General features: G+C 53.0%; 21 protein-coding genes. 6 read left to right on the forward strand and 15 right to left on the reverse strand.

Annotation, left to right across the window (positions count from 1 at the left end; genetic code table 11):
- Window positions 1-39: 39 nt before the first annotated feature.
- Window positions 40-567: a rhodanese family protein gene (locus FDX09_RS16525; protein ID WP_038632958.1), complete on the reverse strand. Its 528-nt coding sequence runs from the start codon at window positions 565-567 to the stop codon at window positions 40-42.
- Between the two features lie 9 nt (window positions 568-576).
- On the reverse strand, window positions 577-876 hold the full coding sequence (locus tag FDX09_RS16530; RefSeq protein ID WP_006687216.1) for a metalloregulator ArsR/SmtB family transcription factor: 300 nt from the start codon (window positions 874-876) through the stop codon (window positions 577-579).
- A gap of 184 nt (window positions 877-1,060) precedes the next feature.
- Here FDX09_RS16530 and FDX09_RS16535 point away from each other — a divergent pair, with 184 nt between their 5' ends.
- Window positions 1,061-1,219: a YqaE/Pmp3 family membrane protein gene (locus tag FDX09_RS16535; protein WP_038632951.1), complete on the forward strand. Its 159-nt coding sequence runs from the start codon at window positions 1,061-1,063 to the stop codon at window positions 1,217-1,219.
- A 98-nt stretch (window positions 1,220-1,317) separates the two neighbouring features.
- Window positions 1,318-1,767 (forward strand): peptidoglycan-binding protein LysM, encoded by a 450-nt coding sequence (gene lysM, locus FDX09_RS16540; RefSeq protein WP_137347537.1) that lies wholly within the window; start codon window positions 1,318-1,320, stop codon window positions 1,765-1,767.
- Between the two features lie 12 nt (window positions 1,768-1,779).
- On the opposite strand, the gene csiR is transcribed toward lysM, so the two are convergent.
- From csiR to FDX09_RS16585, 9 genes are all read right to left on the reverse strand, one after another.
- Window positions 1,780-2,466, reverse strand: coding sequence for a DNA-binding transcriptional regulator CsiR (gene csiR / locus FDX09_RS16545; protein ID WP_038632944.1), 687 nt, complete (start codon window positions 2,464-2,466; stop codon window positions 1,780-1,782).
- A gap of 45 nt (window positions 2,467-2,511) precedes the next feature.
- Window positions 2,512-3,912, reverse strand: coding sequence for a GABA permease (gene gabP / locus FDX09_RS16550; RefSeq protein ID WP_069324592.1), 1,401 nt, complete (start codon window positions 3,910-3,912; stop codon window positions 2,512-2,514).
- Between the two features lie 140 nt (window positions 3,913-4,052).
- Complete coding sequence (gene gabT / locus FDX09_RS16555) at window positions 4,053-5,336, reverse strand: 4-aminobutyrate--2-oxoglutarate transaminase (RefSeq protein ID WP_038632940.1); 1,284 nt, start codon at window positions 5,334-5,336, stop codon at window positions 4,053-4,055.
- 25 nt (window positions 5,337-5,361) lie between these two features.
- Complete coding sequence (gene gabD / locus FDX09_RS16560) at window positions 5,362-6,810, reverse strand: NADP-dependent succinate-semialdehyde dehydrogenase (RefSeq protein ID WP_137347538.1); 1,449 nt, start codon at window positions 6,808-6,810, stop codon at window positions 5,362-5,364.
- 23 nt (window positions 6,811-6,833) lie between these two features.
- Window positions 6,834-8,102 (reverse strand): L-2-hydroxyglutarate oxidase, encoded by a 1,269-nt coding sequence (lhgO, locus tag FDX09_RS16565; protein ID WP_038632934.1) that lies wholly within the window; start codon window positions 8,100-8,102, stop codon window positions 6,834-6,836.
- Window positions 8,103-8,121: 19 nt separating this feature from the next.
- Window positions 8,122-9,099: a glutarate dioxygenase GlaH gene (gene glaH / locus FDX09_RS16570; RefSeq protein WP_038632931.1), complete on the reverse strand. Its 978-nt coding sequence runs from the start codon at window positions 9,097-9,099 to the stop codon at window positions 8,122-8,124.
- A 240-nt stretch (window positions 9,100-9,339) separates the two neighbouring features.
- Complete coding sequence (locus FDX09_RS16575; RefSeq protein ID WP_038632928.1) at window positions 9,340-10,053, reverse strand: MgtC/SapB family protein; 714 nt, start codon at window positions 10,051-10,053, stop codon at window positions 9,340-9,342.
- 31 nt (window positions 10,054-10,084) lie between these two features.
- Window positions 10,085-11,320, reverse strand: coding sequence for an MFS transporter (locus tag FDX09_RS16580; protein ID WP_038632926.1), 1,236 nt, complete (start codon window positions 11,318-11,320; stop codon window positions 10,085-10,087).
- Between the two features lie 11 nt (window positions 11,321-11,331).
- Window positions 11,332-12,156 (reverse strand): MBL fold metallo-hydrolase, encoded by an 825-nt coding sequence (locus FDX09_RS16585; RefSeq protein WP_069324595.1) that lies wholly within the window; start codon window positions 12,154-12,156, stop codon window positions 11,332-11,334.
- 337 nt (window positions 12,157-12,493) lie between these two features.
- Here FDX09_RS16585 and FDX09_RS16590 point away from each other — a divergent pair, with 337 nt between their 5' ends.
- Window positions 12,494-14,668, forward strand: a complete 2,175-nt coding sequence (locus tag FDX09_RS16590) for an extracellular solute-binding protein (RefSeq protein ID WP_170973245.1) — start codon at window positions 12,494-12,496, stop codon at window positions 14,666-14,668.
- Window positions 14,669-14,724: 56 nt separating this feature from the next.
- Here the strand turns inward: FDX09_RS16590 and FDX09_RS16595 are convergent, their stop codons facing one another.
- A complete protein-coding gene (locus FDX09_RS16595; protein WP_325098941.1) occupies window positions 14,725-15,333 on the reverse strand; it encodes a short chain dehydrogenase in 609 nt (202 codons plus the stop codon).
- Between the two features lie 92 nt (window positions 15,334-15,425).
- Here FDX09_RS16595 and FDX09_RS16600 point away from each other — a divergent pair, with 92 nt between their 5' ends.
- The gene (locus tag FDX09_RS16600) at window positions 15,426-16,316 is read left to right on the forward strand and encodes a LysR family transcriptional regulator (RefSeq protein ID WP_085048892.1); all 891 of its coding nucleotides are present in this window, start codon (window positions 15,426-15,428) and stop codon (window positions 16,314-16,316) included.
- 34 nt (window positions 16,317-16,350) lie between these two features.
- Here the strand turns inward: FDX09_RS16600 and FDX09_RS16605 are convergent, their stop codons facing one another.
- The 3 genes from FDX09_RS16605 to FDX09_RS16615 are packed head-to-tail and all read right to left on the reverse strand — an operon-like array spanning window position 16,351 to window position 19,302.
- On the reverse strand, window positions 16,351-17,865 hold the full coding sequence (locus tag FDX09_RS16605) for a tripartite tricarboxylate transporter permease (RefSeq protein WP_069324599.1): 1,515 nt from the start codon (window positions 17,863-17,865) through the stop codon (window positions 16,351-16,353).
- Between the two features lie 10 nt (window positions 17,866-17,875).
- On the reverse strand, window positions 17,876-18,310 hold the full coding sequence (locus FDX09_RS16610; RefSeq protein ID WP_087856208.1) for a tripartite tricarboxylate transporter TctB family protein: 435 nt from the start codon (window positions 18,308-18,310) through the stop codon (window positions 17,876-17,878).
- A 14-nt stretch (window positions 18,311-18,324) separates the two neighbouring features.
- A complete protein-coding gene (locus FDX09_RS16615) occupies window positions 18,325-19,302 on the reverse strand; it encodes a tripartite tricarboxylate transporter substrate binding protein (RefSeq protein WP_038632908.1) in 978 nt (325 codons plus the stop codon).
- 153 nt (window positions 19,303-19,455) lie between these two features.
- Here FDX09_RS16615 and tctD point away from each other — a divergent pair, with 153 nt between their 5' ends.
- Both tctD and FDX09_RS16625 read left to right on the forward strand, forming a co-directional pair.
- A complete protein-coding gene (gene tctD / locus FDX09_RS16620) occupies window positions 19,456-20,130 on the forward strand; it encodes a transcriptional regulator TctD (RefSeq protein WP_137347540.1) in 675 nt (224 codons plus the stop codon).
- A complete protein-coding gene (locus FDX09_RS16625; protein WP_085048893.1) occupies window positions 20,117-21,529 on the forward strand; it encodes a sensor histidine kinase in 1,413 nt (470 codons plus the stop codon). Before tctD ends, FDX09_RS16625 begins: the two co-directional genes overlap by 14 nt.
- Window positions 21,530-21,765 lie beyond the last annotated feature (236 nt).

The raw sequence follows: 21,765 nt of genomic DNA on the forward strand, positions 1-21,765 counted from the left end.
GTCAATCGACGGGTACAGCGCTGTTTCAGGTATTACCGCTTAATGAGTACGCCGGTTCCAGGGCATTTTGTCCAGCAATCGCGCCATGCCGCAAAAGCCGGTTAGGCCAGCGAGTATCAGCCCGGCACCCACAAAACCGCTCAGCAGGAAGAAGGCGCTGTTGACGGCGTATCCGAGAATGACGCCGAGTAAGGCAAGGCTACCTGCGGCTATCTGCACCTGACGCATCAGCGGCAGTGGTTGTGAACTGTCTTTTGCCACGGGTAAACCTGCGGCTTTCCAGCCATCGATTCCACCTTCCAGCAACCAGACCTGCGCAGGCGCGGCAATGGCGCTGAGTTTGTTCGCTGCATTTTGTGTGCGTTTGCCTGACTGGCAGTGAAAAATCACCTGCTCGGCGCGTAAATTCGCAGGCAACGATCCCTGCTCAAGCGTGGGTAACGGTGCCAGATGCGCCTCAGGAATATGCTCGTGCAGATACTCGTCGGCATCGCGGATATCAATCAGTTTCGCGCCTTGCGCGACCAGCGTCTGCGCCTCGCGCGGGGAAATCTTCCCAATGGTCATGATGGCTCCTTATGGGCAATACAGTGTTTTTAATGTGGCGATCAGCGAATTCACAGCCGCATTTTTAATGGAATAAAGGATGCGCTGGGCATCGCGCTGGCTGTCTATCAGACCTTCTTCACGCATACGCGCCAGATGCTGGGACGTGGCGGAAGGACTCAGTCCGGTAGCGCGTGCTAACTCGCCCGCGCTGGTACCGGGCGAACCGCAGAGCATGCACAAAATCAGCAACCGCTTCGGGTTACTCATCGCTTTAAGCAAAGCGGCAGCCTGTTCAGCGCTGGCCTGGAGTTGTTCAAGTTCAGTCATATGTATTTAAGCATGATCTAAATTAAGAAAATTCTAAAATAAAAAGCCAACGTACGCCAGCGTAAAGAGCGTAAAGGAGGGTAAAACAGCAGGGGAAGGCTGGCGGATTTGAGTAGAATGGCTACTCTTAGAGATAAAATCTCTTTTTAAACAATGATTAACTTTTTGCTTGTAGGGAGTGTGTATGGGTTTCTGGAGAATCGTTTTTACTATTATTCTGCCCCCGCTTGGCGTACTGCTGGGAAAAGGATTCGGCTGGGCGTTTATCCTTAATATCGTTCTGACGCTGCTGGGCTACATTCCTGGTTTGATCCACGCCTTCTGGGTACAGACGCGTAATTAATACTTCCTTTCATAAACGGCGCATTTGCGCCGTTTTCTTTGCCGTCCTCTCTCCTCTGCTACACTTCCTGGTGTTGCTTGTTAATAACCGAGGTGGATATGGGACTCTTCAATTTTGTGAAAGATGCAGGTGAAAAACTTTGGGATGCGGTCACCGGAAATCATGACATGGCCGATCTGGCGAAGAAGGTGCAGGAACACCTGAATAAAACCGGCATCCCTGATGCAGATAAGGTGAACGTGCAAATTAACGAAGGCAAGGCCACCGTTTCTGGCGATGGATTAAGCCAGGAAGCGAAAGAGAAAATCCTGATTGCGATTGGTAATATCTCCGGTATCGCCAGCGTGGACGATCAGGTTAAAACCTCTGCACCCGAGAGTGAAAGCCAGTTTTATACCGTGAAAGCGGGCGATACCCTGAGCGCTATTGCCAAACAGGTTTACGGTAACGCTAACCTGTACAATAAAATATTCGAAGCGAATAAACCGATGCTGAAAAGCCCGGATAAAATTTATCCCGGGCAGGTGTTACGTATTCCGGAAGAATAATGATGTGCGGGCTTATTCCGTCAGCAGCTTGCCGGACATCGCCTGTTGAATAATTGGAATCGGCGTCAGCAGGTGCTGGCGCATTAATTCGCTGGCGCGCACGGCATCGCGTGCCAGAATCGCTTCGGTCAGCGTTTGATGCTGATCGTGTTTATCTTCCAGCATTTCGACTGACAGCACCGTTTTACGTAGCCAGATAAACCGGTAACGTGCCGCTAAATCAAACAATCGTTCGCGCATTTGCAGCAGATATTGGGAACCGCAGCCGGCGACAATCGCCGAGTGAAATGCCTGATGGCGCTGATCCCATTCATCAAGCATCTGTTCACTGGCGTCCACAGCTTCAAGCTTACTGAGCATATGCGCCCGTGCCAGAATCTCCGCTTCCCAGGCGTCGTCGCCGCGTTCGATAGCCAGTGCAACCAGCATGGCCTCCATATTGGCGCGGGCATCGAAAATATCGAGCAATTCCTGCTCGGACATCGGGGCGACACGATATCCTTTCTGATTAACCACCGTGACCAGTCGCTCCGCCACCAGCTGTGAAAGCGCTTCGCGCAGCGGTCCCACGCCAAGCTCATAGCGCGAGGTCAGCAGGCTCATACGCAGTTTCTCATCAGGCTGATAAATACCGCGGATGATGTCGTTCTTGAGCCAGCGGTATCCATCAATGGCCGTCGGTTGGGGAATGGCGGTCATGGTCTTACTCCTGAATAAATGTCCCGGCGTGCGCCGGGAACAGATTTAATGCGTATTTTGCAAGGGTGCTTTTTGCCACGATAGCAGTTTTTTCCAGCGTGCCATAATGGGCACCGTGCAAATAATTCCTATGGCTAACAACCCGGTAGAGATAACCTCCAGCTGTTGCGCCGGGCGAAAGAGCATAACCACCAGCACAAAGATAATAAAGGCGATAACCAGCCAGGTCAGCCACGGATAAAGCCACATTTTCAGTTTAATTTCACCGCCTCGCGCCAGCAGAATTTTGCGCATCCGCAGTTGGGAAATCGCGATCACCAGATAAACCAACAGGGCGATGGCGCCGGAGCTGTCGATCAGGAATTTAAACACTTTGGCCGGGGCGTAATAGTTGACCACCACGGTGAGGAATGCCGCCCCCGTAGACAGCAACACCGCCACGTAAGGCGTTTTACTGCGGTTAGTTTTCCCCATAAAGGCGGGGGCATCGCCACGACGGCTCAGGGAATAGAGCATACGGGATGAGGTATACAGCGCGGAGTTCAGGCAACTGGTCACCGACAACAAAATGACGAAGTCCATGATCAACTTCGCGTGTGGGATATGCAATAACTCCAGTACCGAGCGGTAAGAACCCACTTCTTTTAGCCCCGGCATGTTCCATGGGATCAGTGCCACCACCACGAAAATGGAGCACAGATAGAAGATGGAGATACGCCAGATAACCGAGTTGGTGGCGCGGACGATGTGTTTATCCGGGGTATCGGACTCGGCGGCGGCGATGGTAACAATCTCTGCACCCATAAAGGAGAACATGGTGATCAGCATCGCGCTGAGTACGGCGCCAAAACCGTTCGGCATAAAGCCGCCCTGATCCCACAGGCGTGAAACGCCGCTAACCTCAGCATAAGGATAGAAACCGCTAATCGCCACCGCGCCGAGGACAATAAACGCCAGAATGGCAATCACTTTGCACAGCGCCAGCCAGAATTCGAATTCACCGTAATTTTTGACGCTCAGCAAATTACTGCCGGTTAATGCCAGCGTGATAACCAGAGAAAATAACCAGACAGGTATGCCAGGGATCCAGGAATGCAGAATGATGGCGGCAATATTGGCCTCCAGTGGGATAACCAACACCCAGAACCACCAGTACAACCAGCCGATGGTATAACCTGCCCATGGGCCAATGGCTTTATCGGCGTAGGTGGAGAAGGAGCCGGTATCCGGGGTGGCGACGGCCATTTCGGCCAGCATGCGCATAATCATCACCACCAACAGTCCGGCAAACAGATAAGCTAATAATACCGCGGGACCGGCTTCTGCAATCGCCACGCTTGAACCTACGAATAAACTCGCGCCGATAACCCCGGCAATAGACAGCATGGTGACGTGGCGTGATTTCAGCCCGCCCCCTAAATCATGTGATTGTGACACTTGCCCCATCTTGTAAACCTCTCGAAAGTATTTCACTTGGGAGAGCACCCCGGCATTCCCGCGCCGGGGCACGCGTATTATTGTTATTGACCCTATGTGCCGGATGGCGGCTCCGCCTTATCCGGCCTACGGATTGCTTTTTTGTATAGTTAGCCCTGCTTCGCCTCAGCAAAACACTGGGCAATGATATCCAGCCCCTGGCGAATTTGCGCATCTTCAATGGTCAGCGGGACAAGGATGCGCAGCACGTTGTAGTAAGGCCCGCAGGAGAGCAGGATCAGCCCTTTATCACGCGCGCGCGCCACCACTTCTGCGGTCAGCTTGGCATCTGGTTTCGTATGGTCGCCGTCTTCGAACAGTTCGATGGCGATCATCGCCCCCAGCCCACGCACGTCGCCAATTTCGCGATGCGTTTCGGCGATAGCCAGCAGGCCTTCGCGCAGGGTTTGCCCCAGTTCGTTGGCCTTTTGCAGCAGATTTTCCTGCTCGAAAATGTTCAGCACCGCCAGCGCGGCGGCACAGGCAATCGGGTTACCGGCATAGGTACCGCCCAGGCCACCCGGCGGGATAGCGTCCATGACGTCGGCGCGACCGGTTACCCCTGCCAGCGGGAAGCCGCCAGCGATAGATTTGGCGAAGGTGGTAAGATCGGGCGCAACGCCCATCTGCTCCATGGCGAACAGCGTACCGGTGCGGCCCGCGCCGCTCTGCACTTCATCGGCAATCAGCATGATCCCGTGTTCGTCACAAATGGCGCGCAGACGCTGCATAAATGCCGGGGTGACCGCGTAAAAACCGCCTTCGCCCTGGACGGGTTCAATGACGATGGCGGCAACGTCTTCCGGCGCGGCATCATTTTTGAAGATGCGGTGAATACTGGCGATAGCATCATCTTCACTGATGCCATGCAGCGGGCAAGGAAAAAGTGCGCGATAAACATGGCCCGGCATCAGCCCCATTCCGGCGGAGTACGGGTTGACTTTCCCGGTCAGCGACAGGGTGTAGTGGGTACGGCCATGATAAGCGCCGCTGAAGGCGATCGTACCTGTACGTTTGGTGGCGGCGCGGGCAATTTTCACCGCGTTTTCCACGGCTTCAGAACCGGTGGTCACCAGCAGGGTTTTCTTGGCGAAATCGCCCGGCACTTTCTTGTTCATGATTTCGCACAGCTCCAGGTAGGGCTCATAGGCCAGCACCTGGAAGCAGGTATGCGACAGTTTTTTCAACTGCGCTTCTACCGCAGAGACAATCTGCGGGTGCAGGTGACCGGTATTCAGCACCGCAATACCGCCAGCAAAATCGAGGAATTCGCGGCCTTCAACGTCCCAGACCCGGCAGTTTTCTGCCCGCTCGGCAAAAATAGGGTGGATCTGTCCTACGCCACGGGGAACGGCGTTGCTGCGACGTTGCATAAGTTCTTTGTTGGTGCTCATCAGGTGTTCTCCAGTATTTGTTTTATTAAAGGCCGATACACATATATTTGATTTCTAAGTAGTCTTCGATGCCGTATTTCGATCCTTCACGGCCAAGACCGGAGGCTTTGATCCCACCAAATGGGGCGACTTCGTTGGAGATGATGCCGGTGTTAATCCCGACGATGCCGTACTCCAGCGCTTCGCCAACGCGGAAGACGCGGCTTAAATCACGGGCGTAGAAATAGGCTGCCAGGCCAAACTCGGTGTCATTGGCCTGGTCGATGACGTCAGCTTCGTCTTTAAAGCGAAACAGCGGCGCCAGCGGGCCGAATGTCTCTTCTTTGGCAACCTTCGCGTTGGCAGGTACATCGACCAGAATGGTGGGCTGGAAGAAGTTCCCGCCCAGCGCATGAGGTTTACCGCCAGCGATAATGCGTGCGCCTTTATCCAGGGCATCGGCGATGTGCTCCTGCACTTTGGCGACCGCTTTCTCGTCGATCAGCGGCCCGGTGGTGACATCTGGTTGCAGACCATCACCGAGGCGCAGCTTGCTCACCGCCTGCTCGAGTTTTTCGGCAAACTGGTCATATACGCCGTCCTGCACGTACAGACGGTTGGCGCAGACGCAGGTTTGCCCCGCGTTACGGAACTTCGACGCCAGCGCGCCTTCCACGGCTTTGTCGAGATCGGCATCATCAAAGACGATAAACGGCGCATTGCCGCCCAGCTCCAGCGACACCTTCTTGATGTCTTTGGCACACTGTTCCATCAACTGACGGCCAATTTCGGTGGAGCCGGTAAATGACAGTTTGCGCACCAGCGGATTGCCGGTCAGTTCGTTGCCGACCGCGCTTGCTGAACCGGTCACCACGCTGAATACGCCAGCCGGGATGCCGGCGCGATTAGCCAGCTCTGCCAGCGCCAGTGCGGAATAGGGGGTCTGGCTGGCTGGTTTAAGCACCATGGTGCAACCCGCCGCCAGTGCCGGACCGGCTTTGCGAGTGATCATCGCCGCCGGGAAGTTCCACGGCGTAATCGCGGCGGTAACGCCGATTGGCTGCTTGATGACGATCAGACGCTTATCAGCCTGATGGCCGGGGATCGTGTCGCCATAAATACGTTTGCCCTCTTCGGCAAACCACTCAATAAATGAGGCGGCATAGGTGATTTCGCCTTTGGCTTCCGCTAGCGGCTTACCCTGTTCCAGGGTCATCAAACGAGCAAGATCGTCCTGATGTTCAATCATCAGGTTGAACCAGCGACGCAGAATATTGGCCCGTTCTTTGGCGGTCAGCGCACGCCAGGCGGGTAGAGCGCGGTTCGCGGCGTTAATGGCTTCACGGGTTTCATCCGCCCCCATTTTCGGTACGCTACCCAATTGCTGACCATTGGCGGGATTCGTTACTGCGATGGTCTCGCCGTTGTTGGCGTCACGCCAGTTGCCGTCAATCAACGCCTGTTGGCGAAATAAGGTTGGATCGTTTAGTTGCATAATTACTTCCTGTCTTAATCATGTTAACGGGTGAATGCGGCGTGTAATGTCTCCACGCTACGTGCCGCACGCAGCGTGCGTCCGGGATTACTCTGGCTCTCCAGCAGCGCATGTACTTTGCCGACAATATGCGCACCGATAGGGAGCGCTGACGTTGCTGCCGGAGAAGGGGCGTTGCAGGTATGAATGGAGCGTGGCGTAGTGACAAACAAGAAATCGTCGATCAGCTTGCCGTCCGGCGACACCGCCTGCGCCCGCACGCCCGCAGGCCACGGTTGCAGATCTTTCTGCGTCAGACTCGGACAGTACTTTTGCACCAGCCGTAGATAGCCGCTTTTGCACAGCGAATTTTTCATTTCGCCAAGCCCGGAGCGCAGGTTGTTTTGCAGCACGCGGCGGATGCCGGAAGAGCCGAAGATCTCCAGCGTATCGCTGAGTGAGAAATCACGTTTACGGTAACCTTCGCGTTTAAATGCCAGTACCGCGTTGGGGCCCACCGTGACGCTGCCATCAATCATGCGGGTGAGATGCACACCGAGAAACGGCATCGCCGGATCGGGGATCGGGTAGATCAGATGATTGACTATCTGGTTATGTTCTGACGCCAGACGGAAGTATTCGCCACGGAACGGACAGATGATAAAGCCGGGTTCAACGCCGAGCATTTTCACCAGCCGATCGGCCATCAGGCCGGAACAGCTTATCAGCGTTGCGCCTTCATATTCGTGCCCCTGGCGGGTATGGACGATCACGCCCGCGGCGTGTTCTCTCAGCGCGCTGACCTCGGCGTTGTAAATAATCTCACCGCCCTTGGCCTGGAAAATCTTCGCCATCGCGGCGGTTACTTCGCGGTAGCTGACGATCCCGCTCGACGGGACAAAAATGCCGCCCAGCCCGGTAATGTTGGGTTCACGCTCGCGTAGCTCCTGCGCATTCAGCCATTCGCGTTCCAGGCCGTTAGCGGCGGTGCGATCCCATAGCGCGCGCATACGCTCCATTTCCAGAGCGGAGGTGGCAACCAGCATTTTTCCGCAGACGTCGTAGCGGATGCCGTTTTGGTCGCAAAAGGCTTTGGTGGCGCGATTTCCGGCCAGGCAAAACTGCGCCTTCAGGCTGCCGGGCGTATAATAAACCCCGGCATGAATCACGCCGCTGTTATGGCCCGTCTGGTGACAGGCCGGGCCGGACTCTTTTTCCAGCAGCGCGATTCTGGCGTCCGGATAGACATCAATCAGTTGCATGGCGGTCGACATGCCGATAATGCCGCCGCCAATAATCACAAAATCATACATCCGCTTTTTTCCTTCGCCCTTACTGATGGGTCTGGTAGTGGTTGCTCGCGTAAGCGAAATAACCACGCTGGCGCATCAGTTCGCGGCGCAGGTCAGGATGCGAGGTGAAGCGATCGCGGCCGTGCAGCCAGAACAGATTGTTGATCAGCAGGAATTTACCCACGGGAACCGGAACGGAAATAATGTTCTTGCTGGTTTCCAGCGCATCGGACAGGTCGCTCAGCCAGACGCCTTCTTCATAGTCTTTCGGCTGGACGAACTGGTCGATGTAGCGCATTACCGGGCGGCCCTGCTGGTCAACGTCAAATACCGGATGGAACACATCCTTGCTGACGTTTTTGCTTGGCGGCGCGGCAAAGCGCATCGCGCGACGCGCCAGCGGATGGGTAAAGTACTGCTCCAGATGTTCCCAGTCGTCGAGGTGCAGCAGCAGCGAGTTACCGCCGGTCATGTTCTGCTCGTCGATCTTCATCATCAGCACGTAATCGGTGATTTCTTCAAGGTAGGTTCCGTCGTTATGTAGCTCCATAACACGGTGCGGCTGGCGCAGATAGCTGTCTGAGTTATCGACGTTTTTCACCACAAAACGGGCATAGTATTGACCGCTCATCGCATCAAAATTGGAGCGTCCGATCAGATGCGCGACCGCCGTCGCCAGTTTGACCATTTCTTCAGCCTGGGCCACATCATCCACGCCGACGGCGTTGATCAGCAGCGCGCCTTCGGCACGATCGAGCAGCGTTTTCAGCAGCAGGGGCTGCAACTGGTTGCCGCACAAATCATCGAGGATCTTGCCCACTTTGAAGCGCAGGAAAGATTTGTATTCCAGGGCCTGCACCGGCCACTGCGCGACGGCCTGTAGAAATTGCTCAGTGGTCTCGGCAGAAAAAGTCAGCTCCAGCAGACGTGGAGACTGGACTGATGGTTTCAGTGTGAAACCTCTGTAGTGCTGGGCTGGATCTTCAGCGTTCGGTTGTACGGCAGTCAGTGCGTTCATCAAATCGATCCTCTCAGTAGATTGTCAGGGAGATATGGCGCAGCTCGTTTCGTAGCCATAAATTAAAAATATCTACATTTTTGAAAAACGCGCACACAATGAGCTTGTTTGTTTCTTATTTGTGATCAAAAACAACAATTATTTAACATTGCAAAAGGTGAGGATTTAGAGGCTGGATGGATACTGAGTGGCTATTTCAGGGGCGAAAGCCCCTGATTTTAAAGAGGAAGATAAGGTGTATTAATGTTCCAGGGCGATGGCGCAGACGTGTTCCACATGAGTCAGATCGTGATATAAGTCGGGCAAGGTCATCTTTTGACGAATTACGATTTTGAGATTAACCTCAATTTTGCCCTTCTTGATATCCCTGATAGTGATGTTTTCGATAATGTTTTTCTGTTGATGAATGCGGGTTATCAGACTTTCTACAGCGTTTCGTTCATCAAGAATAACCCGCACTTTCACTTTTCCGGGAAACTGGTTTCTGGTCTGTAAGAAGATAATGAATGGGCTTAGTTTGATCGCTAATAAAAATAAAGCCGTGGCAAAAACAGCATGAAAATAAAAACCGGCTCCGCAGGTGATTCCCACCCCTGCAGATGCCCAGACAATTGCCGCAGTCGTGAGACCAGAGATAGCATCGTCGTGTCGGTGCAGAATGACTCCCGCACCGAGAAAACCAACGCCGCTGATAATCTGCGCCGCCAGGCGCATAGGATCGCTACGGATATTCATCGAAATTTCTGCATAGTATTCAGCAGATTGTATTGATACGACAGTTAATACACAGCTGGCTACGGATAAAATAACGCAGGTTTTGAAGCCGACCGGTTTCCCTTTCGATTCTCTTTCCAGGCCAATAATGCCACCCAGAATAAATGCAATACTGATTTTGATGATCGTAGTTAAAGGCAACAATCCTTGCTCATTGATGATGGCGGCCAGATTATTCATGCAATTACCTTAATGAGAGAGTCTTTAACGATCAGGAGTTTGCTTTTTTCAATGTGAGGTCCGTTTTGCGTTTCGAAATATCGTCCCGGAAGAAAATCAGGAAGAATACGCTGACCACTGCGGCAACGCCTGCTGAAACTAGCCAGAATGTTTCCCATTGTGGCAACGCCTCTGGACCTTGTTCCGTCACGGTGTTGTTAAAGATTTGCCCGCATACGGTGGAGGCAAATAGCAGACCAACGCCGTTGGAGACGATAAATCGCAAGCTTTGGGCTTGTGCTTTAATCTCTGGCGCTGCTTTACGGTCAACATAAATGTCGCCCACGGTAAAGAAAAAGTCCCAGCAGAATCCTTGTAACATCAGGCCGATCAGCACAAACATCATGTTGGCATCCAGCGAGGCATTAGCAAATAATAGTGTGCGGATGATCCAGCAGACGGCGCCTAACATCAGCGTGATTTTGAAGCCAGCTTTCAGTAAGAAGAACGACAGCAGGAACATGAAAATGACTTCACAGGCGATGCCAACCTGCATCATTGAGGCGGCGTTATCGAATCCAAGCGCTTTTAAAAAGACCGGGATATAGGCGGAATAAGCCGTTTTGGGGATCATCAGGACAAAAATACTGAGCATCAAAACCGAGAAACTGCGGTCTTTGAAGAGCGCCAGAGCATCCAGACATAACAGATCGCGAAGCGTAAACACGCTTCCTTTTGCTTTCGGTGGGGTATTTGGCAACGTAAAACAGTACAGGCCGAGAACAACACCGGAGGCCGACGCAATATACCAGGTGATGGTATTTCCAGAATAACCCATTTCACCAATGATAAAGCCGATGACCATAAATCCAAATGTGCCGAATACACGAATAAATGGGAAGTATTTTACCCCGTTAATGTGGCTGAAACTGATACTGTTCGCCAGCGCAGTTGTTGGATAAAACAGCAGACCAACCAGGAAAATCATGGTTAACGTCATACCTGTGTTTTGTGCCTCAATAAATTGCGGAACAAACAACAGTACACCTGCATTAATTAAATGCAGGATCGCCATGACTTTTTGTGACGCAAAGAAGCGGTCGGCGACCATGCCAATAAATAGCGGGGAAAGAATAGTCGCCAGGCCAAGCAAAGCATAGGATGAGCCAATAATTGTTGCCATACCATAGGTGCTCAATACCAGCCCCATGGTCATATTCCAGGCACCCTGCATGAAATATTGTATGAACATCATAATCAACAGGCGTGGTGTTTTATTAAGGTCCATATTGCATATCCTTACTGGTTGATGCTCAGGTTAAGCCCGTCCCAGGCGACAAGAATGTTCTCTTTGTCGCATGCCGCAACGAGATCGTCGTGCAGCAGACCTCCGCTGTGTGATATATGCGAGACGATAAGTTGGCTATTTTTCTCAAGGCAACCGAGTTCCGCAAGCCTGTCTCTGGCGGCGAAGACGGTTTCCAGACTCATGTGGTTATTTGTACGATTATCACCATTAAAACCGTAGGTGCACTCCAGGACAGCCAGATCGATTTTTTTCCCTTTCAGCCACTGCCATGTGAGCTCAGGAAACCAGCCTGAATCATGTCCGTAGAAAATTGACTGGCCTTCTTTTTCAATAAACCAGGTATAACAAAGCTCCCACTTGGCATGGTTAGCCAGCAGCGGAGTGATGCGGTATCCGCGAGTTTCAACGGTCACGAAGGGCACCAGGCAATGAAAAGCAAATCTTTCAGCGCTGTAGCCTGGTAACACTTCCGCAGCACCGTTAATTGCACGGTCATTACCAAAAATGTGCAACGGATGAGTAATTTCAAATCCATACCCTTCCATACGGCTAAAAAGATCGCCGACGTTGAAATGATCGGGATGAGTATGTGTGAACAATAGCGATCTGATCTCTGTTGCGTCCAGGCCATCTCGCAGCAGTTGTTGGCTGAATTCAGGCGCCACGTCAATGAGCAGTTCATCGTCGATAATCGCTGAAGAGTGTGTGCGTAAGTCTTTACTTTTACGAATGCGGGCTTGCTGGCAGTGCTCACAACGGCAAAAAGGATTGGGGATCCCTTCAGATGCAGCGGTACCCAGAAAATGAATCTTCATGTTTCCCTCTTAATGACAAATGTGATTGTTGTTTTTTTAGACGTTTATGCAATAAAATGTAATTGGAACGTGTCAATTATGGTTCCGGTATTTTATATGAACAACGATCTTTTTCCTCAGAAGTGATCCTCTTCAAAAATTATAAAATTTATACATATATTTCATTGTGTTAATGTTTTTTCGTGCATGAGGTGTGTCTATCGATAGCGTCAGGCTTTTATTATGACATGCTTATAAAATGCACTTTTTAATATTGTAACGTTCAAATTTTAGTGCTGAAGATAGTTTCCTGATGAGCGCCGTGCTAGCATCAAAGCATCAGGGGAAGGATGTAAAAATGCCAACTATCAAAGACATAGCAAGAATTGCCGGTGTGTCGCATGGGACTGTCTCGAATGTGCTCAATGGCAGAGGGAATGTAAGCGTCGAGAAGATTGAAGCGGTTCAACGTGCAGCCCGAGAAGTTGGCTATCAGTTGAATGCGCAGGCGCAATCGTTGAGAGCCAGCAAAAGTCAGGGAGTGGCATTGATTCTGCCCGACATCAATGCCGAACAGTACTTTCAACTCTATCGGGGATTGCATCAGGTTTGGCAGCCTTCATTAAGCGAACCGATCGACCTTTACCTGACCAACGATCTGCCTAATCTTGAGCTCGAGATTCTGCAAACGCTGGCGGCAAAGTCTTATCAGGCTGTTGTCTCGGTCAGTTGCCTGAATGACAGTCAGCCCTATTACGACTTGCTCAGGCTTTCCCCGGAAAATATTTTGTTTGCATATCGCCAGCCTGTCGGCGCAGTTTGTTATTTTAGCCTTGACTATGTCACTGCAGGCGAAGAAATAGCGAGGAGGGCGCTGGCGCAGCAGCCGGGCCATATTGGTGTTTTTTGCGAACGTCTGGAATTTTCCCATAGCGCGAGCTTTACTCAGGCGATACAGGAAACCTGCCGGGAATTAAGTCCGCATACGAAGCTTACGATTTTACCTGCACATGCCAGTGAAGCTAACACCGTCGCTTTTGACTTTTTTCGCGGGGCAATTCCCGATCTGTTTATTGTCCAGGACTCTGAGAGAACGCGAGCACTGACGCAAGCAGCCTGGTTTGGTAGCTCCCAGTCCTGTCCGCCGATATTGCAACTGAGTGATAATCTCCCTGCATCCATCGACGGGATCACCAGCTACCAGATGGATTATGGTCGCCTGGGGACAACTATTGCCTCCAGTATTCGCCTGCCTAAAAGTAAAGAAAAGCATCGTATTCTGACAAATTGCGGTTTTTCCTGGAATGGACAGTACGTGCCGCCGCCTGAAACAGAGGCGACGCTGAATATGTTAATTTTACCGAGTCCTTCGACTGATGCGTTGAAGAAACTGTTACCCCACTTTTATCGCCAGACCGGTATTAAGGTAAATCTTGCGGTTTATCCCTATGATGAAGTTTTTGAAATCCTCTCTCACCTTCATCTACATCCTTATTACGATTTACTGCGAATCGATATGGCGTGTTTTCCGTGGTTTGCAGAGAAAGCACTCTTGCCGCTGGAATCCGTCTCTTCTGAGCTTCCATTGCTGTTGGAAAATTTCTCTGAGCAAATTCAACAGCACTTCAGCATGGTGAATGGGACCGCATGGGCAATACCCTTTGATGCCAGTATGCAGCTTTTGTTTTATCGACGAGATCTGTTTGAAGACGCGACGATTAAACGGATGTTTTATGAAGCAACGGGAAAAGAGTTAACGCTGCCAGAGAGCTTTGCGCAATTTGATGAGATAGCGGCTTTCTTTAGTCAATTACATCAGCCAGAAAACAGACAGCGCCCGATGGGAACAGCGGTGACGCTGGGAAGCTCGGGGCTTATTGCTACCGAGTATCTGCTGCGTTACTACGCGCTCGGTGGACGTTTGGTGCGCGAAAGCGAGCCGGTACAACTCGAGCCTTCACTTGCCGCAACTGCACTCGAACAATATCTACAACAGCTTTCTATCGCCGTGAATCTGCCCGGTGAGTGGTGGAGTGACGCGGTAAAACAGTTTGAGCGTGGAAATCTTGCCATGCTGATCATGTATCTCAATTTGTTCAACGATGTGGCGCACACGGCCATAGCGCCCACTATTGGCTATGCTCCCGTTCCGGGGCAACTTCCACAATTGGGGGGCGGTTCCATTGGAATGTCCCGCTACAGTAAAAAGAAAAAACAGGTTGAGCAGTTCTTTCATTGGCTTTATTCCGATGAAATTGCGCGCCATCTGGTTTTGCTGGGAGGAAATAGCGCCTGGTCTGGAATATGTCACGATCAAAACGTTCTCAATCTCTACCCGTGGTTTAATTTATTGAATGAAAAAGGCATGACGGGAATAAGGGAGTCTGAGGGAAGTAAAGGTGAACCTTTCAACCTGCGCCAGGCAGAGATTATTATCGGGCAAGGTGTGACGAATGCAATTAACGGCATTATGGATGTCTCTCAGGCCGTGGAATATATTAATGCGCGAATAAGAAACGAAACGGGTGCCTGAAAATAGGCAGTGGCTTGCCTCTTACTGATGACGTAAGAGGCAAGGTCATGCTTTTATCAGTAACCTACTTTATAAGTACGCCCGGTTTGGATGCCTTCCACGCTGCGGCGATAGGCGTTGGCAACGGTAGCGGCCGGGACGCTTTCAAAACCCGGAAAGAAATCGTCGTAGGCTGCGGCGGATTCACTGAGCACGGTTGGGCTAATCAGGTTGATACGCAGCCCACGCCCCAGCTCACAGGCCGCCGCGCGAACAAATCCTTCCAGACCGGCATTGATCGTTGCCGCATTCGCCCCCTGCGCGATGGGTTCATGGGCGATGATGCCGCTAATGAGCGTAATTGAGCCGCCATCATTGAGAAAATGCTGCCCGGTTAATGCCAGACGAATCTGGCCTAACAGCTTATCCTGTAACCCCTGGTTGAAGTCCTCGTCGGTCATCGTCGACAGCGGCCCAAAGAACAAATTGCCGGTGGCGGAAACGATCGCATCTACCCGTCCGACTTTTTCAAACAATGCCACGACACTTTCCTGGGAGGTGATATCAACCTGGTAATCTCCCTGCGTGCGGCCCACACGGATCACTTCATGTTTACGGCTTAATGCTTCCGTAACTGCGCGACCCACCGTACCACTGGCACCAACAATAACGATTTTCATAACCACCTCCGCAATAGTGTGAGCCGCTATTCTTTAATGAAAATGAAATCGGATAAACTGGCCAAAAGTTAGATGATTACTAACCAGAGGTTTGCAATATGGATAAACTGCGCGGCATGGAAACGTTTATCGCGGTGGTGGAGAGCGGGAGCTTTACCACCGCGGCCACGCGACTGGGAATGTCTGCGGTGATGGTAGGGAAGTATATCACCCACCTTGAAGCGCAACTCGGTACGCGCCTGCTGGAGCGCAACACACGTCGCCAGAGTCTGACCGATGCCGGTCGTGTCTATTTTGAAGAAGCCCGGCGTGTGCTGGAACAGGTGTCGATAGCCGAACGCTCAGTGGAGCGTCTGCGGCTGGCGCCTGCGGGGACGCTGCGCATCAGCGCGCCAACCTCTTTTGGCGCCTGCGTTATCTCGCCGTTGGCCGCCTCGTTTTTACAGGCCTGGCCGGAAGTGCGCATTGAACTGGATCTGACCAATCGGATGGTCGATCTGGTGAATGAAGGGGTTGACCTGGCGATCCGCATTGGCGATATCCATCAGACTGATGTAGTGGCGAAATACCTGTGTCCGTACCGTATGGCGATTTGCGCGTCACCGGATTATCTCGCTCGTCATGGCACCCCCTTCACGCCCGCGGATCTGGTGGATCATTTGTGCCTGTCCCACACCGTGTGGACGGCCCGCAACGAATGGATGCTACCGGGCGCGGGGGGCGAAGTCAGATGGAAGCGCGATGCAATCCTGCGCTGTAACGATGGTCATGGCCTGCGTATGGCGGCAGTGGCGGGGGCGGGGCTGTTGTTACAACCGGAGGTGCTGTTGGCGGAAGAGTTAGCTACTGGCAGGCTGGTGCGGGTGCTGGAGGCGTTTACGCCGCAGCCACGACCCATTCATCTGCTGTGGCGGCAAGATTTGCGTGCGTTGCCGAAGCTGACGCGGTTTGTCGAGCACGTTCTTAGTGCAGTTCAGGAATTAAGATGAAAATGCCGGATGGCCAGCGCCATCCGGCATATTACTAACCGATATCCACCTGCGGTTTGCTGTTACGCTTACGGATCAGGCGCAGCACCGGCGGGATAACGATAACCAGTACCGCCATCACCAGCAGCACTTTCGCTACGCCGCTGGCCCACAGAATATCCATGCTGCCGTTACTGATAGACAACGCCCGGCGCAGGTTCTGCTCCAGCATTTCCCCGAGAACGAAGCCTAAAATCAGCGGCGACATCGGGAAGTGCATCTTACGCAGAATGTAGCCCAGTACGCCAAGGGCGACCATCAACACCAGATCAAAGGTTGTGCTGTGAACGGCGTACACGCCAACCGCGGAGACTGCCGCGATAGCCGGTACCAAAAACCACAGCGGGATAGTCAGCATACGAGTAAACAGACCGATCAGCGGGATGTTCATCACCAGCAGCATCACGTTGGCAATCAGCAGCGCCGCAATCAGTCCCCAAACGATATCCGGCTGCTCGGTGAACATCGCCGGGCCAGGGGTGATGTTGTACAGGGTCAGCGCGCCCATCATCACTGCCGTGGTGCCGGAGCCTGGAACGCCGAGCGTCAGCATCGGAATAAAAGAGCCACAGGCCGAGGCATTGTTCGCGGCCTCAGGTGCCGCCACACCGCGAATATCACCCTTGCCGAAGCTATCGCTGTTGCCGCTGAGCTTTTTCTCGGTCATGTAGGTGATAGCGCTGGCAATGGTGGCGCCTGCGCCAGGCAGAACGCCGACGAAAAAGCCAATCACCGATGAACGCAGGGTGGCGCCCACGCACTGTGCGCCTTCTTTGGCATTGAACAACATGCGGCCCGTTTTACGCACCAGCGTCTGGCCGCTGCTGGTATGTTCCAGCATTAACAGTATTTCTGAGACAGAGAACAACCCAATCACCACCACGATAAACTGCACGCCGTCGGAGAGATGAACGCTGTCAAAGGTAAAGCGATAAACCCCGGTGTTGGCGTCCACGCCGACGGTCGCGAGGCCGAGACCGATAAGCGCTGCCAGAAATGATTTCAGCGGATTTTGCGCCATCATGCTGCCGAGGCAGGCAATGGCGAAAACCATTAAGGCGAAGTATTCGGCCGGGCCGAAGGACAGCGACCATTGGGCTAACGCTGGGGCAAACAAAATGATGCCGCCGATAGCGATAAGCGAACCAAAGAATGAGCTGACCGCCGAGATAGAGAGCGCAACGCCGCCACGCCCTTGCTGCGCCATCGGGTAGCCATCCAGCGCGGTCATAATCGCTGCCGCATCGCCGGGCACGTTCAGCAGGATCGAGGAGATACGCCCGCCGTATTCACAACCAATGTAGACCGTCGCCAGCAGGATCAACGCAGATTCAGCCGGCAGGTGCAAAGCGAAAGCCAGCGGCAGCAGGATCGCCACGCCGTTAATCGGCCCGAGGCCGGGCAGCAGCCCGACGATGGTGCCAACAAAACAGCCAATCAAGGCGATGACCAGGTTTTCCGGCGTCATCGCCACCGCGAAACCCTGAGAAAGATAAATCCAGGTATCCATCGTTTCTCCGTTAACCCAGCCAGGCGCCGAGTGGTAAGGTGACGTCAAGCAGCCGGTCGAAGGCATACCACAACAGAATGCCGAGCACCGCGCCGGAAATACCCGCAGCCGGAATGGTTGCGCCGAACAGCATGCCAATCACCACGGTGAGAATGGCGGTGGCGATGGGAAAACCGAGCCATTCAAAACCCCAGGCGTACATCAACAGAACAATCACCATCGTCAGCAGCTTTTGCAGCACATGGCGGCGAGGCCAACTGATGGTGTCCGGGTGGCGCAACAGCAGCGCCACGGCGCATAACAGCATCAGACTGATAATGCCCAGCGGAAAGGGGCGCGGGCCAACCGGCTCATAGCTGTATTCGCTGGTGATTTGCCAGGCCACGAACAGCCCGGCTATACAGAGCAACAGCCAGATACCTGCAAAAATACGATCGCTCATCATCTTTGCCTCTGCGCTTATTTCGCCAGACCGAAGGCTTTCGCCTGCTCACGATAATCCGTGACCTGCTTCTTCACGTACTCGTCGAGCTGCTTACCGCTCATGTTGAACTCGAACAGGCCGCGGAGATCGCGCTGCTTTTTAAATTCCTCAGTCTGCTGGAGTTTGTTAAAGGCATCGACCCACCACTGGTATTCGGCATCGCTGACTTTTGGTCCAACGTAGAAGCCACGAATGATTGGCCACACCAGGTCGTAACCCTGCTCTTTGGCCGTTGGCACATTGGCTAACTGACCCGGCAGGCGTTCTTCAGAGAACACCGCGAGCACGCGGATTTTGTCGCCGCTGAGATAAGGCACCATCTCGCTGAGATCGCCGGAAACTACCTGCACGTGATTGCCCATCAGCGCGGTAACCGGTTCGCCGCCGCCCTCAAAGGCCACATAGCGCATCTTGTGCGGATCGACGTTGGCTTTTTGCGCCAGCAGCGCCGACTTCATCCAGTCCTGACTACCGATTGAGGCACCCGCGCCAATAACTACACTGTTAGGATCTTTTTCCATTGCCGTCAGCAGATCTTTCAGCGTCTTCCATGGTGAGTCCTGGCGTACGGCTATCATGCCGTAATCCGTGCCCACGCTTGCCAACCAGCGCACGTCATCCACGCCATAGCGACCAAATTTACCTTGGGACAGGTTCAACAGGGAGCCGCCGGAGAAAGCCACCACGGTACCCGCTTCAGCCGGGCGTTGAGCGACGATTGCGTTATAGGCCACAGCGCCAACGCCGCCGGGCATGTAGGTTACGCGCATTGGTTTTTCGATAGCGCCGGTTTCCATCATGCTCACCTGAATCAGTTTGCAGGTGAGATCGAAGCCACCGCCGGGTTTCGCTGGGGCGATACATTCGGTGCGCGATGGCGCTTGTTCTGCCAGAACAGAGGTACTCATCAGTAAAATGCTTGCAGTAAGGGTACGAAGTAATTGTTTTTTCATTGTTTATCCTCACACCGGAAAACCGGATTTTCGGGTACGGAAGAAGATTTTTGTGATTATGTGAGCCGATGTGTAGCAGTTCGGTTGCGTGATTGTTAAAACATTAACCTTTCAATTCCCTTTCAATGCGGCAGAAACTTTACAGGATGTGATATGCGTCTCTTATTAGCGGAAGATAACCGTGAGTTAGCTCACTGGCTGGAGAAAGCGCTGGTGCAAAACGGTTTTGCCGTCGACTGCGTTTTTGATGGCCTGGCGGCCGACCATCTTTTACATAGCGAAACGTATGCGCTGGCGGTGCTGGACATCAATATGCCGGGGCTGGACGGTCTTGAAGTCGTCCAACGGCTGCGCAAGCGCGGTCAGACGCTCCCCGTTCTGCTGTTGACGGCGCGCGGCGCGGTGGCCGACAGGGTGAAAGGGTTAAACGTCGGGGCCGATGACTATCTGGCAAAACCGTTTGAAATCGAAGAGCTTGATGCCCGGCTGCGGGCTTTGCTTCGTCGCAGCGCGGGGCAGGTGCAAGGCATACAGCAACTGGGGGCGCTGGCGTTTCACGATGAAGGCTATTTTATGTTACAGGGACAGCCGTTGGCGCTTACGCCGCGTGAACAGGCTCTGCTGACGGTGCTGATGTACCGTCGCCTGCGTCCGGTTTCGCGCCAGCAGTTGTTTGAACAGGTTTTCAGTCTAAGCGATGAGGTCAGCCCCGAAAGTATCGAACTGTACATCCATCGTCTGCGTAAAAAACTTCAGGGAAGCGATGTGCGCATCGCCACGTTACGTGGTCTGGGCTATGTGCTGGAGCGTAGCGATGAAATGGGTTAAGCCCCAGTCGTTGTATCTGCAACTGCTGATGTTTCTGGGATTACCGCTGCTGTTGCTGTGGGGACTGTCGGCATTTAACAGCTATGTCAGCGCGTTACAGGCGGCGACGCAGGCGTATGATCGGACCCTGCTCTCGTCCGCCAGAACCGTCTCTGAGCGGTTAGTGGTACGTAATAAACGACTGGAAGTGAATGTGCCGTGGGTGGTGTTGGACAGTTTTGAACTGAATATGAATGACAGGCTGTATTACAAAGTGGTCGACCCGGCGGGGAAGGTGATATCAGGTTATGACGATTTACCTGCGATGCCGCCTGCAACCTCGCGCACCCGGCTTTATCCGGCGCTGGCGTGGTTTTATCACACTGAATATCGCGGCGAGGCAATCCGCGTGGCACGTCTTCTTCAGCCAGTCAACGAGGGCGGCATTACCGGTATGGCGGAAATTTATGTCGCTGAAACGCTGCAATCGCGGCGTTATCTGGCGCGACAGCTGCTGTTCTCCTCGTGGGTTTCGCAAGGACTGCTGGTAATGCTCACGCTGGTGCTGGTTGGCTGGCTGCTACGCCGGGTGCTACGTCCGATGCGCCAGTTGTCATCGCTGATGGTGCGTCGTGAGCCTGGGCTGCTGACGCCGTTGCCGGAGCTGTTGCCGTGGTCGGAAACCCGTCTGCTGATTGTGGCATTCAACCGCTATCTGGACCGACTTCGTGGCCTTATCTCTCGTCAGGAACGCTTCAGCGCGGACGCATCCCATCAGCTTAAAACGCCGTTAGCGGTACTGAAAACTCAGGCGGCGGTAGCCCTCGCCAGCCCGCAGCCTCAGCAATGGTTCGAGAGTTTACAGGCCATGAGCGTGACTCTGGATAACACTATTCAGCTGACGGAAAGGCTGCTTCAGCTGTCGGCAGTGAAGCGCAAAGAGCAGGAAGAAAAGCACTTCTCACCGGTTAATTTGTATGAGGTGGTGCAAAGCAGCTGTTTTACCCGGCTGGCGCAGGCGCGCAGTAAAGCTATCGATCTGGGTTATGAGGGGGAACAGGGCGCGGTGTGGATTGAGGGCGATGAAGTCCTGCTCGGCGAGCTGTGTGGAAATCTACTGGATAACGCCCTGAAATACACCCCTGCGCATGGGGTGGTGACTGCCCGACTGCAGCGTGAAGGCGAAGCCGTGGTGCTGATGATTGAGGATAGCGGGCCAGGTATAGATGACCAGATGGTTCATCAGGCGATGCTACCGTTTCATCGACTCGATAACGTTGGCAATGTCCCTGGCGCAGGAATTGGTCTGGCGCTGGTTAACGACATTGCTCGCTTACACCGGACGCATCCGCAGCTGGCACGCAGCGAAACATTAGGTGGGTTAAGCGTGCGGGTGCGCTTTTTAAGCGTTGCTGCCTGATATGTTTTTATTGTGGCGCCGGCACTCAAATATAATTAAAAGTAATTAACTTTGTTATTGTTGCGTTTTTAAATATCACTATAAGGTATTTGTTGTTATTTAATTACAGCGTTTAGCCACAATGAAAGGTGGGTTCAGAATAAATCAAGCAAAGCCGTAGTGAAATTTGTCATACATAAAACTTTTTTTCATAGACCATGTTTTGTTAATTGTCAATGATGATTTTGTTGTAAAAA

It is taken from the genome of Citrobacter sp. wls717, assembly GCF_005280955.1.
Lineage (GTDB): Bacteria > Pseudomonadota > Gammaproteobacteria > Enterobacterales > Enterobacteriaceae > Citrobacter > Citrobacter werkmanii.